Here is a 12,419-nt window from a genome sequence, read left to right on the forward strand (position 1 = left end):
TGCAGCTTCACGGTGCGACGCGCGCAACGGGTGGCGCGCGTCGCGAATGCTTTTAGGCCAGCACGGCCTTGGCCGTCTCGACGACCTTGTCGACGGTGAAGCCGAAGTACTTGAACAGCACGCCGGCCGGCGCCGATTCGCCGAACGTGTCGATCCCGACGACGCCGCCTTCGAGGCCGACGTACTTGTGCCAGAAGGCCGTCACGCCGGCTTCGATCGCGACGCGGCGCACGCCGTGCGGCAGCACGCGTTCGCGGTATTCGGCGTCCTGGCGGTCGAACACGTTGGTCGACGGCATCGACACGACGCGCGCCGCGATGCCCTGCTGCGCGAGCGGCTCGACGGCCTTCATCGCGAGCTCGACTTCCGAACCCGTCGCGATCAGGATGATCTTGCGCGCGACGATTTCTTCGTCCCAGTCCTTCAGCACGTAACCGCCCTTCTCGATGTTGGCGATCTGCGCGTCGGTACGCGGGTTGAACGCGAGGTTCTGGCGGCTGAAGATCAGGCTCGACGGACGATCCGCGGCAACCGCGTGCGTCCAGGCAACGGCCGTCTCGACCGTGTCGGCCGGACGCCACACGTCGTGGTTCGGGATCAGGCGCAGGCTCGACACATGCTCGATCGACTGGTGCGTCGGGCCGTCTTCGCCGAGGCCGATCGAATCGTGCGTGAACACGAAGATCGACGGCACCTTCATCAGCGCGGCCACGCGCAGCGCGTTGCGGCTGTAGTCGGAGAACGTCAGGAACGTGCCGCCGAACGGCTTGTGGCCGCCGTGCAGCGCGAGGCCGTTGATCGCGGCGCTCATGCCGAATTCGCGCACGCCGTAGTTGATGTGGTTGCCCAGCACGACGCCCGCGCCTTCCGGATTCGCGCGAACCGCCTTCGATGCCTTCCAGTTGGTCAGGTTCGAGCCGGTCAGGTCGGCCGAGCCGCCGAGCAGTTCGGGCAGCGCGGCGGCCAGACCTTCGATCGCCTGCTGCGACGCCTTGCGGGTCGCGACCGTCTCGGCGCGCTCGTTCGCGCCGGCGATGATCGCCGCGGCCTTCTGGGCCCAGTCGGCCGGCAGCTGGTTAGCCATCCGGCGCTCGAATTCGGCGGCTTCTGCCGGGAACTTCGCGCGATATTGCGCGAACGTCGCGCCCCAGTCGGCCTCGGCGCGCTTGCCGGCTTCCTTCGCATCCCATGCCGCATAGACTTCCTGCGGAATCACGAACGGCTCCCACTTCCAGCCGAGCGCTTCGCGCGTCTTCGCGATTTCTTCCGCGCCGAGCGCGGCGCCGTGCACGTCGTGGCCGCCGGCCTTGGTCGCCGCACCCTTGCCGATCACCGTCTTGCAGCAGATCAGCGTCGGCTTGTCCGACAGCTTCGCCTTCGCGATTGCCGCGTCGACCGCGTCGACGTCATGGCCGTTCACGTTCGGGATCACGTTCCAGCCGTACGCTTCGAAGCGCTTCGGCGTGTCGTCGTGGAACCAGTTCACGACATCGCCGTCGATCGAGATGCCGTTGTCGTCGTACAGCGCGATCAGCTTGTTCAGCTTCAGCGTGCCCGCGAGCGAGCAGGCTTCGTGCGAGATGCCTTCCATCAGGCAGCCGTCGCCGAGGAACACGTACGTGTGGTGATCGACGATCTTCGCGCCGTCGCGGTTGAACTCGTCGGCCATCAGCGCTTCGCCGAGCGCCATGCCGACCGCGTTCGCGAGACCCTGGCCGAGCGGGCCGGTGGTCGTCTCGACACCCGGCGTGATCCCGTATTCCGGGTGGCCCGGCGTCTTCGAGTGAAGCTGGCGGAAGTTCTTCAGCTCTTCGATCGGCAGGTCGTAGCCGGTCAGGTGCAGCAGCGAGTACAGCAGCATCGAGCCATGGCCGTTCGACAGCACGAAGCGGTCGCGGTCTGCCCAGTGCGGGTTCGTCGGGTTGTGCTTCAGATGGCGCGACCAGAGCGCGACGCCGATTTCGGCCATGCCCATCGGCATGCCGGGGTGGCCGGAGTTCGCTTGCTGGACGGCGTCCATCGCGAGCGCACGGATCGCGTTGGCCATCAGGGTGGTAGAGGCGGGAGACGAAGTCGTCATGTCGAGTCCGGAGAACGAGTCGAGGAAACGGGGGCACGGCGGCATCCGGAAGCTCGAGCGTCAATCGTTCCCGGCGCGCGGTGCGGCGCCTGACGGACGCGAAGCGGACGGAGCCTACGGACGGGGCTGCAAAGCTCGTCATTTTAACAGATGGGCCGACATTTCCCTTGTCGACGCGCGGTGTTCCGGCACGGTTTTCCGCCAAACCGCGCGCCTCCTATAATTCAGACGTCAGAACCGACTGCCCCTAGCGGCCCGCCCGTGAGCACCACGCTACTCTTCCACCCCACGCCCGATGCCACCTACGGCTTCCCGAATGCTCGGCGGCTCGCGCGCGTCGCGTCCCTGCACCAGCAGATCGAAGTCTGGGAAACCCCGCAGCTCGGCCGTCTGTTCACGCTGGACGGCCGGCCGATGACGTCGGTCGGCGACGAATACGTCTATCACGAGTGCATGACGCACCCGGCCGCGCTCGCGCATCCGTCGCCGAGAAAGGCGCTCGTGCTCGGCGGCGGCGACGGCGGCGCGGCGCGCCAGTTGCTCAAGCACGCATGCATCGAGCGGATCGTGATCGCCGAGCTCGACGACGAGGTGGTCGGGATGGCGCGCCGTTATCTCGACGACGTGCACCAGGGCGCGCTCGACGACCCGCGCGTCGAGGTCGTGATCGGCGACGCCGCGCATTTCGTCGAGTCGACCATCGAGCATTTCGATCTCGTCGTGTTCGACCTCACGCCGCCCGATTCGCCGGCGGCCGGCCTCTATACGCGCGCGTTCTACGCGCGGCTCAAGCGGATCCTCACGCCGTGCGGCGCGATCTCGATGCATCTCGGCTCGCCGGTGTTCCACGCCGCGCGCATCGCCGCGCTGCTCGACGACCTGCGCGCGAGCTTCGCGGTCGTCGATCCGCTGTCCGCGCACGTGCCGCTGTACGGTTCGCAGTGGCTGATGGCGATCGCGAGCGACACGCTCGATGCGGCCGCGCTGTTCGCGCACGACGTCGACGAACGGCTCGCCGCGCGCCACGTCCAGGGCTTGCGCTACTACGACGCGCGGCTGCATGCGTCCCTCTTTGCCCTGCCGCACGCGCTGCGCGATACACTGGGCGCTCGCCGCTGAGCGTCCGGGCAACCGAGCCGTTCCGCTTTCCCCCACGCAGGAGAACTACCGATGACCGATCCACGTCCGGCCAACGTGCCTTGGTTGACGCCATACCTGGCCGTACGCAACGCGCGCGCGGCCATCGATTTCTTCAAGGCCGCATTCGGCTTCGAGCTGCGCGACGTGCACGACGAGGACGGCGCGATCATGCACGTCGAGATGGCCTATCACGGCCGGCTGATCGTGATGTTCGCACCCGAAGGCGCATTCGGCTCGATCGCGCTCACGCCGAAAAGCGCGCACGCCACCGCGCCGCAGTCGTTCTATCTGTATGTCGACGATGTCGACGCAACCTGGCAGCGCGCGCTGGACGCGGGCGCGAAATCGCTGAGCGCGCCGCAGGACCAGTTCTGGGGCGATCGGTTCGCGCAGATCGAGGATCTCGACGGCTACCGCTGGGCGCTCGCGCGCCATCTCGACGCATGAGCGAAACCGTCACACGCATGAACGAAGCCACCACCACCGCGGCCGTGCCGCGCTTTTTCGTCGACGCGGCACTGCATACCGACGCCACGCTCGCGCTGCCGGCCGACGTCGCGCGCCACGCTCAGGTGCTGCGCCTGCAGCCCGGCGACGTGCTCGCGCTGTTCGACGGCACGGGCGGCCAATACCGCGCGCGGCTCGTCGAGATCGACAAGCGCAGCGCGCTCGCGCAGATCGATGCGTTCGAACCGGCCGAGGCCGAGCCGCCCTATCGCGTGACGCTCGCGCAAGGGATCGCCGGCGGCGACAAGATGGACTGGGTGATCGAGAAGGCCGTCGAGCTCGGCGTCGCGGCGATCGTGCCGCTGTCGACCGCACGCGGCGTCGTGAAGCTTTCCGGCGAACGCGCGGACAAGCGCGTCGCGCACTGGCGCGGCGTCGTGCGCGCGTCGTGCGAACAGTGCGGGCGCAACCGCTTGCCCGAGGTCGCACCGGTACTCGGCTTCAACGCGTGGCTCGATGCGCTGCCGGCCGAACCGGCCGGCGGCGAACTGCGGCTGCTGCTGTCGCCGCGCGCGAGCATCCCGTTCGCGTCGCTGCCCGACACGCCACCCGGAGCGCCCGTCACGCTGCTGATCGGCCCCGAAGGCGGACTGTCGCCCGACGAGGAAAACGCGGCCCGCGCGCGCGGCTTCACCGCGCTGTCGCTTGGGCCCCGCGTGCTGCGCACCGAGACGGCCGGCGCGGCCGTGCTCGCGGCATTGGCAGCGCGCTGGGGCGGATGGTGACGAAATGGGCATGCCGCCGCGAGGTGGCACGACACTTCCCGGCCCGCACGCCACCCTGCCGCGGCGCGCTATGCGGCCGGCGTCGCGGCAGGAATGCGGCGCGTTTCCACGCTGCGGCTTATCGCGGCCTGTCGCTCGACGATCCGTGCGGCATCGAATCGGACAACGCATCGAGAACCGGGCTCAGCACGTCTTGCGGGCTTCCGGTTGCCCAGCCTCCGTCCAGGCTGTAGAGGTCGATCTTGCCCGTCACGGGGCGCGTCACCGGCGCCGCGTCCAAGACCTGCGCCATGCCGGAGAAGATCGCCTTGAACGCGGCAATCCGTGCCGCGTCATTCTTCAGGCGACCGTTGCCAAGCTTCGCCTCCAGCGCCTTCCCGCCAGGCCCGGCATCCGGGACGCGGCACGCGAATTCGACCGTCGCGACCGTCTGGCCCTCGACGGCCGAGTTCGGTTGCTGCGACGACCCGGTCGCCTTGCATTCCGAGCGATTGACCGCGCGCTGATACGCCGCGGCCATGCTCTCGACCGACGGACGCAATGCGGCACTCACCTTCGGCGGCATCGGCGCCAGCATCCCTTCGGCCATGTCCTTGCGCATCGACTCGCCGAGCGTCGACAGGACGCCGACGTTGAGCGCGTCTTCCCCGTCATAACTCGGGCGTACCGCGTCGTTGAACTCGCGGGCCTTCGACGCGTCGCCGTTGACGAACGCGCCGATATAAAGGTCGACGGTCCGTTCGGGCGTAAGCGGCGCGGCATGCGCGGCGCCCGCCGCAACCAGCAGGGACAGCACGGCGGCACGCGCAAACGGGATACGCGCGCCGGCGCGTGCGGAACGGCAAATATTCATGGGAAGACAGCCCTCTCTCGACGATTTGTTATTCGCACCCTTCGCGACGGCTGCCGCAACCAGGCCGACCGAGATTGTCTCGAAAAAAGGTGCCCGATGAAAGGTGGAGGCAGAGCACGACGTGCCGCGCCGGCCTGTACGCGCCGCGCACACGCAAAAAAGCCCGCTCGAAGCGGGCTTTTCGCCGTGCCGGCCGCGGAGAACCGCGGGCCGATTCGTCCTTACGCGAACGAGTAGAACACGCGGAACGCGACCTTGCGCTCGGCCCAGAACTCGGCCGCCTCGCGGAACACGTCGAGCAGCGTCTCGCGCCCTTCCTTGTCGAATTTCTGCGCGATCGGCAGCCCTTCGAGGACGATCACGAAACCGGGCTGCGCGCCGGCCTTCGCGACGAGGTCGGTCAGGCAGTCGTACAGCGCGTCGTAGTTCTTCCCGAAATGCTTCGGGAACAGGAACGACGTCGCGATCGTTTCCATCACTTCCTGCTTCGACTGCGCGGCGCCGCAATACGCGTACAGGAAGTGCTGGCCGAGCCGACCGGCTTCGTCGGCGAGATCCTGCACGCGGAACGCGCGGATCGACTGCACGAGATTGGGTCGCACGGTCGTGAAAAGGCTCATAGGCTCCTCGTTCGATGAAAGCCCGGGCTCGGCTTCCTGTTGCTCCGGCGCGCCGGCGGCCTGCGCCGCCGCGTTCAGTTGAATCACGCGCTGAAACAGATTGCCGTCGCCGGCCGCGAACAGTTCCGCCGCCGCCGAGTCGTGCGCGTAGATGGAGTCGCTCATGCCATTCGTCCCGAAGTCATTCAACAATACGTTTAAAACTGTTGTAGTGGTCGCCCGTGTAATAACAGTTGTCGATCCGGCGCAATGGCCCGCCACAGACGATCCGGCGCGCACCGCGATTGCGGGCACGCGGCGTCGGCACCGTGTACTCATGGTAGTAGCCGCGCTTCGCCTTCGGCAAAATCCGCTCGCGGTTGCCGAACACGACGCCGTCTTTCTCGTACGGATAGGGGCCGCCGGCGCCGATCAGGCCCAGCGTGGTCACGGCCTCGCGCGGAAGACGGGCGGTCGGGATCGTATCGAGCCCGCTGGCGGCCACGTCGGCCGAAACGGCCTCCCGTGCGTAAGCGGCGGAAACCAGACTGCCCGTCGGCGTGCCGACGATACCCATCGCGAACATCGCGAAGACGGACGCGAGCGCGCCGTTGCGGAGCCACTTGCGTGCCATGAACCAGGGTTCCCGCTGTTAAATCAAGTAGTTGACGACCAACAAAGGCGTTAGCGTAGCGTTATTGGCCGCGCGAATCAATGTCCGTTTGGGAATCGAAAGCTCGACGACGCGTGGATGTACGTATTTCTTACCGAATTTACACTACATTTATCTTTCATAAGATAAAATGTGGGCGGCATCTTTCGTATGGCAAGACCCTGCCTCCTTGCCACGCTCGCTGCTGGAGTGGAGAGATGCTGCTGTTGCTTGAGGGAAGCGCGTTTGCGCCCTGCCCGGCGGCGTGCCCATTGCGGGCACGCCTCTTTTTGCGTTTGTTTACAATTTCGCCCGACGCGCCATGCCGATTCGACCGGCCTGGCGCGTTCGTTTTGCTCAGCGCGCGGCGTTCACGTCGGCGACCAGCAGCGCCGCCATGTTGACGATGCGGCGAACGGTCGCCGATTCGGTCAGCACGTGCACCGGCTGGGCAGCACCCAGCAGGATCGGCCCGATCGCGATGTTGTTGCCGGCAGCCGTCTTCAGCAGGTTGTACGCGATGTTCGCGGCGTCGATGTTCGGCAGGATCAGCAGGTTCGCGTCGCCTTCCAGCGTCGATTCCGGCAGGATTTCCTTGCGCAGCGCCGCGTCGAGCGCGACGTCGCCGTGCATCTCGCCGTCGACCTTCAGGTCAGGCGCGGTTTCCTGCAGGATCGCGAGCGTATCGCGCATCTTCTGCGCCGAAGGCGCGTTGCTCGTGCCGAAATTCGAGTGCGACAGCAGCGCGACTTTCGGCTCGATGCCGAAGCGGCGCACTTCTTCAGCCGCCATGATCGTGATCTCGGCAAGCTGTGCCGGGGTCGGATCGACGTTGACGTGCGTATCGACGAGGAAGATCTGGCGGCCCGGCAGCACGAGGCCGTTCATCGCCGCGTAGACGCTGCAGCCGGGGCGCTTGCCGATCACCTGGTCGATGAAGTGCAGGTGGCGGTGCGTCGTGCTGATCGTGCCGCAGATCATCCCGTCCGCCTCGCCCTTCTTGACCAGCATCGCGCCGATCAGCGTCGTGCGGCGGCGCATCTCGACGCGCGCGAGCTGCTCGCTGATGCCCTTGCGCGCCATCAGCTTGTGGTACGTCTGCCAGAAGTCGCGGTAGCGCTCGTCGTGCTCGGTGTTGACGACAGTGAAGTCGACGCCCGGGTTCAGACGCAGGCCGTAGCGCTGGATACGGTGCTCGATCACGGCCGGCCGGCCGATCAGGATCGGCGTCGCGAGCTTTTCGTCGACGATGATCTGAACGGCGCGCAACACGCGCTCTTCTTCGCCTTCCGCGAACACGACGCGCTTCTTCTCCGCCGGCGCGCTGCGCGCGATCTGGAAGATCGGCTTCATCGTCGTGCCGCTGTGATACACGAACTGCTGCAGATGGACGCGGTACGCCTCCATGTCCTCGATCGGACGCGTCGCGACGCCGCCGTCCATCGCGGCCTGCGCGACGGCCGGTGCGATCTTCACGATCAGGCGCGGGTCGAACGGCTTCGGAATCAGGTATGCGGGGCCGAACGACAGGTCCTGGATCCCGTACGCGGTCGCGACGATGTCGCTCTGTTCCTGCTGCGCGAGCTCGGCGATCGCATTGACGGCTGCGATCTCCATTTCACGCGTGATCGTCGTCGCGCCGACGTCGAGCGCGCCGCGGAAGATGAACGGGAAGCACAGGACGTTGTTGACCTGGTTCGGGTAGTCGGTGCGGCCCGTGGCCAGCACCGCGTCCGGGCGCACTTCGAGCGCGAGTTCCGGCAGGATTTCCGGCGTCGGGTTCGCGAGCGCGAGGATCAGCGGGCGCTCGGCCATGCCCTTCACCATCTCCTGCTTCAGCACGCCCGCGGCCGACAGGCCGAGGAAGATGTCCGCGCCTTCGATCACTTCGGCCAGCGTGCGTGCTTCGGTTTCGCGTGCGAAGCGCTCCTTGTCCGGGTCCATCAGCTCGGTGCGGCCCTTGTAGACCACGCCGGCCAGGTCGGTCACCAGGATGTTCTCGATCGGCAGGCCGATGTCGACCAGCAGGTCGAGGCACGCAAGCGCGGCCGCGCCCGCGCCGGACGCGACGAGCTTCACTTTCTTGATGTCCTTGCCGACGACCTTCAGGCCGTTCGTGACGGCCGCGGCCACGACGATCGCGGTGCCGTGCTGGTCGTCGTGGAACACCGGGATCTTCATCCGCTTGCGCGCTTCGCGCTCGACGATGAAGCAGTCCGGCGCCTTGATGTCTTCCAGGTTGATCCCGCCGAAGGTCGGCTCCAGCGCGGCGATCACGTCGACGAGCTTGTGCGGGTCCGACTCGTTCAGCTCGATGTCGAACACGTCGATGCCGGCGAACTTCTTGAACAGCACGGCCTTGCCTTCCATCACCGGCTTCGACGCGAGCGGGCCGATGTTGCCGAGACCGAGCACCGCCGTGCCGTTCGTGACGACGCCGACCAGGTTGCTGCGCGCGGTGAAACGCGCCGCGTTGAGCGGGTTCTCGACGATCTCCTCGCACGCATACGCCACGCCCGGCGAATACGCGAGCGCAAGGTCGCGCTGGTTGATCATCTGCTTGGTCGGGGCGATCGCGATCTTTCCGGGGGTCGGGAATTCGTGATAGTCGAGCGCGGCTTCGCGGAGCTTGGCTTTGGAGGAGGCTTGGGTGGACATGTGTCTCGTGACGGGCGGATTAGAATAACTGTTCGACGGCATTGTAGCGCCAATCGAAGGCCGCCAGACCGGCGATTCGGGTGCAACAGCCGCGACAAAAATGAACCGAACGGTGCAGGAACGCCGCCGTTCGCCTCGTACAATGCCGTTCCCTGAACCGTATCGGATCCACCCGCCGTGCCAGCCGCCCTCTCCGAGTTTTCGCTGATCGATCGCTTCTTCGCGCGCCGCGCGGCACAGGGCGCACGCGCGTCGACGCTCGGCATCGGTGACGATTGTGCGCTGATCGCGCCTCGATCCGGGAAATTGCTGGCCATTTCGACGGACATGCTGGTCGAAGGCCGCCACTTCTTCCCCGACGTCGCACCCGACGCGCTCGGCCACAAGACGCTCGCGGTCAACCTGTCCGACCTCGCGGCAATGGGCGCCGAGCCGCGCGCATTCACGCTCGCGTGCGCGCTGCCGCGCGCCGACGCGGCGTGGCTCGAGGCGTTCAGCAACGGGCTGTTCGCGCTCGCCGAGCGATTCGGCTGCGAGCTGATCGGCGGCGACACGACGAGCGGGCCGCTGAACCTGTGCGTGACCGTATTCGGCGAAGTCGCGCCCGACGCGGCGCTGCGGCGCGATGCCGCGCGCGACGGCGACGACGTCTGGGTGTCCGGCACGCTCGGCGACGCGCGCGCCGGCCTCGGCGTCGCACGCGGCGAATGGGCGGCCGGCGCGAACGAAGCGGCCGCGTTCCGGCGCGCGCTCGAGCGCCCCGAACCGCGCATCGCGCTCGGCCTCGCGCTCGCGGGGGTCGCGCACGCGGCGCTCGACATCTCCGACGGCCTCGCGGGCGACCTGCAGCACATCCTGACGCGCTCGAACGTGCGCGCCGAGATCGACGCCGACGCGGTGCCGCGCTCGGCCGCGCTCGCGACGCTGCCGCCCGACGTGCAGCGCCGCTGCACGCTGGCGGGCGGCGACGACTACGAGCTGTGCTTCACGGCCCCGGCCGCGGCCCGCGCGGCGGTCGAAGCGGCCGGCGCGACGGCCGGCGTGCCGGTCACGCGAATCGGTACAATACGCGCGTTGTCCGCGCCGTCGGAACGGCCCGCGATCGCGTGGCGCGACGCCGCCGGCGCGCCCCTGGCTCTCACGTTGCACGGCTTCGACCACTTCCATGCAGACTGACCCGACGCCCGCGCACGCCGCGGCCGAACCCGGCGCCGCACCGAACGGGAATGCGCCGAAGCGCGCGAGCGCGCGCTTCATGCTGTCGCACCCGGCGCATCTCGTGTCGCTCGGCTTCGGCAGCGGGCTCGCGCCGATCATGCCCGGCACGTTCGGTTCGCTGTTCGGCTGGCTCACGTTCGTCGTGCTGAGCCGCTATCTGACGGTACCCGAATGGTGGGTGCTGATCGCGGCCGGCTTCGCTGCGGGCACGTGGATCACCGGTTTCACCGCGAGGAAGATGGGCACGTCCGATCCGGGCGCCGTCGTCTGGGACGAGATCGTCGCGATCTGGCTCGTGATGCTGTTCGTCACGCCCGCGACCTTCGTCGGCCAGTTGTGGGCGTTCGTCGCGTTCCGCTTCTTCGACATGCTCAAGCCGCCGCCGATCCGCTATTTCGACCGTCGCCTGAAAGGCGGGCTCGGCATCATGATCGACGACCTGGTCGCCGCGTTCATGACGCTGCTCGTGATCGCCCTGTGGCGCTCCGTCGTCGGCTGACCGATTTCCCGACTCCCGTTTCCCGACGCGCATGCCAACCGATTCCGTCGTCCACCAGCTTGCGATCCGCGCAGGCAACAAGCTGCGTGACGAGCACCTGACGCTCGCCACCGCCGAATCCTGCACCGGCGGCATGATCGCCGCCGCGATCACCGACATCTCCGGCAGCAGCCAGTGGTTCGAGCGCGGCTTCGTCACGTATTCGAACCAGGCCAAGATCGAAATGATCGGCGTGCCGCCCGACCTGATCGACAAGCACGGCGCCGTCAGCGAGCCCGTCGCGCGCGCGATGGCCGAAGGCGCGCTGCGCAACAGCCGCGCGCAGGTCGCGCTGTCCGTCACGGGCATCGCGGGCCCGGCGGGCGGCAGCGAGAAAAAGCCGGTCGGCACCGTGTCGTTCGGCTGGAGCAACCGGCTCCATACCGACGTCGAAACGCTCGTGTTCAAGGGCGACCGCGAACAGATCCGCACGCAGGCGGCCGTGCATGCGCTGCGCGGGCTGCTGAAACTGCTCGACGAGCGCGAGCGCTGAGCGGGCAGGCGGAGGAAGCGGGAAAGTTGCGCGGGAACGCGGCACCGGCCCGCCGGCGCGGGCCTGCCGGAGTCGGCCGCCCGGACGGGCAGCCGGAGCGATTAGCGATGCGCGTTGATCGTATCGCGGGTCTTTTGCGCGGCGAGCGCCGCGGCTTCGGCGAAATCCTCGCCGTTGCTCGCATACAGGATCGCGCGCGACGAGTTGATCATCATGCCCGTGCCGTCGGCCGTGCGGCCGGCGTTGACGGTCGCCTGCACGTCGCCGCCCTGCGCGCCGATGCCGGGGATCAGCAGCGGCATGTCGCCGACGATCCCGCGCACGATCTCGATTTCCTTCGGGAACGTCGCGCCGACCACGAGGCCGAGCTGGCCGTTCTTCGCGTTCCACTTGTTCGCCGCGAGATCCGCGACGACCTGGTACAGCGGCCGCCCCCCCGTTTCCAGAAACTGCAGGTCGGAGCCGCCCGGGTTCGACGTGCGGCACAGCACGATCACGCCCTTGCCTTCGTGCTCGAAGTACGGCTCGACCGAGTCGTAACCCATGTACGGGTTCACCGTGACCGCGTCCGCGCGATAGCGCTCGAACGCTTCGCGCGCGTACTGCTCGGCCGTGCTGCCGATGTCGCCGCGTTTCGCGTCAAGGATCACGGGCAGGCCCGGATGCTGGAGGTGGATATGCGCGATCAGCCGTTCGAGCTGGTCTTCCGCGCGATGGGCGGCGAAATAGGCGATCTGCGGCTTGAACGCGCTAGCGTACGGCGCGGTCGCGTCGACGATCTGCCGGCAGAATTCGAAGATCGCGTCGGGCTGGCCGTCGAATTGCACGGGAAAGCGCGACGGCTCGGGATCGAGGCCGACGCACAGCAGCGAATTCGTGCGCTGCCACGCGGCGCGCAGCGATTCGATGAAAGTAAGCGGGGAAGACATGGCGGGTACTCGCGGCAAACCGTTGGT

The 12,419-nt window shown here is 67.6% G+C and carries 12 protein-coding genes; 6 read left to right on the forward strand and 6 right to left on the reverse strand.

Annotation, left to right across the window (positions count from 1 at the left end):
• Nucleotides 1-52: 52 nt before the first annotated feature.
• Nucleotides 53-2,125: a transketolase gene (gene tkt / locus DM992_RS00815; RefSeq protein WP_111015326.1), complete on the reverse strand. Its 2,073-nt coding sequence runs from the start codon at nucleotides 2,123-2,125 to the stop codon at nucleotides 53-55.
• A 216-nt stretch (nucleotides 2,126-2,341) separates the two neighbouring features.
• On the opposite strand from tkt, the gene speE reads away from it, so the two are divergent.
• The 3 genes from speE to DM992_RS00830 are packed head-to-tail and all read left to right on the forward strand — an operon-like array spanning nucleotide 2,342 to nucleotide 4,452.
• Complete coding sequence (speE, locus tag DM992_RS00820; protein WP_111015327.1) at nucleotides 2,342-3,199, forward strand: polyamine aminopropyltransferase; 858 nt, start codon at nucleotides 2,342-2,344, stop codon at nucleotides 3,197-3,199.
• 51 nt (nucleotides 3,200-3,250) lie between these two features.
• On the forward strand, nucleotides 3,251-3,667 hold the full coding sequence (locus DM992_RS00825; protein WP_111015328.1) for a VOC family protein: 417 nt from the start codon (nucleotides 3,251-3,253) through the stop codon (nucleotides 3,665-3,667).
• Between the two features lie 17 nt (nucleotides 3,668-3,684).
• Nucleotides 3,685-4,452, forward strand: a complete 768-nt coding sequence (locus DM992_RS00830) for a 16S rRNA (uracil(1498)-N(3))-methyltransferase (RefSeq protein WP_111017756.1) — start codon at nucleotides 3,685-3,687, stop codon at nucleotides 4,450-4,452.
• Nucleotides 4,453-4,570: 118 nt separating this feature from the next.
• Here DM992_RS00830 and DM992_RS00835 read toward each other — a convergent pair whose 3' ends face one another.
• From DM992_RS00835 to DM992_RS00850, 4 genes are all read right to left on the reverse strand, one after another.
• Nucleotides 4,571-5,248: a hypothetical protein gene (locus DM992_RS00835; protein ID WP_239511300.1), complete on the reverse strand. Its 678-nt coding sequence runs from the start codon at nucleotides 5,246-5,248 to the stop codon at nucleotides 4,571-4,573.
• Nucleotides 5,249-5,526: 278 nt separating this feature from the next.
• Nucleotides 5,527-6,090 carry a barstar family protein gene (locus DM992_RS00840; protein WP_111015329.1) on the reverse strand — a complete coding sequence of 188 codons (564 nt, stop codon included), beginning with the start codon at nucleotides 6,088-6,090 and terminating at the stop codon, nucleotides 5,527-5,529.
• Nucleotides 6,091-6,106: 16 nt separating this feature from the next.
• The gene (locus DM992_RS00845) at nucleotides 6,107-6,538 is read right to left on the reverse strand and encodes a ribonuclease (RefSeq protein ID WP_034182701.1); all 432 of its coding nucleotides are present in this window, start codon (nucleotides 6,536-6,538) and stop codon (nucleotides 6,107-6,109) included.
• A gap of 375 nt (nucleotides 6,539-6,913) precedes the next feature.
• Complete coding sequence (locus tag DM992_RS00850) at nucleotides 6,914-9,214, reverse strand: NADP-dependent malic enzyme (protein WP_111015330.1); 2,301 nt, start codon at nucleotides 9,212-9,214, stop codon at nucleotides 6,914-6,916.
• Nucleotides 9,215-9,391: 177 nt separating this feature from the next.
• Here DM992_RS00850 and thiL point away from each other — a divergent pair, with 177 nt between their 5' ends.
• The 3 genes from thiL to DM992_RS00865 are packed head-to-tail and all read left to right on the forward strand — an operon-like array spanning nucleotide 9,392 to nucleotide 11,463.
• The gene (thiL, locus tag DM992_RS00855) at nucleotides 9,392-10,390 is read left to right on the forward strand and encodes a thiamine-phosphate kinase (RefSeq protein ID WP_111015331.1); all 999 of its coding nucleotides are present in this window, start codon (nucleotides 9,392-9,394) and stop codon (nucleotides 10,388-10,390) included.
• Nucleotides 10,380-10,931: a phosphatidylglycerophosphatase A gene (locus tag DM992_RS00860; protein ID WP_111015332.1), complete on the forward strand. Its 552-nt coding sequence runs from the start codon at nucleotides 10,380-10,382 to the stop codon at nucleotides 10,929-10,931. The genes thiL and DM992_RS00860 overlap by 11 nt, the downstream gene beginning before the upstream one ends.
• 31 nt (nucleotides 10,932-10,962) lie before the next feature.
• Nucleotides 10,963-11,463 carry a CinA family protein gene (locus DM992_RS00865; RefSeq protein WP_111015333.1) on the forward strand — a complete coding sequence of 167 codons (501 nt, stop codon included), beginning with the start codon at nucleotides 10,963-10,965 and terminating at the stop codon, nucleotides 11,461-11,463.
• Between the two features lie 101 nt (nucleotides 11,464-11,564).
• Here the strand turns inward: DM992_RS00865 and pyrF are convergent, their stop codons facing one another.
• A complete protein-coding gene (gene pyrF, locus DM992_RS00870) occupies nucleotides 11,565-12,392 on the reverse strand; it encodes an orotidine-5'-phosphate decarboxylase (protein WP_111015334.1) in 828 nt (275 codons plus the stop codon).
• Nucleotides 12,393-12,419 lie beyond the last annotated feature (27 nt).

It is taken from the genome of Burkholderia sp. JP2-270 (assembly GCF_003233675.1).
Lineage (GTDB): Bacteria > Pseudomonadota > Gammaproteobacteria > Burkholderiales > Burkholderiaceae > Burkholderia > Burkholderia pyrrocinia_C.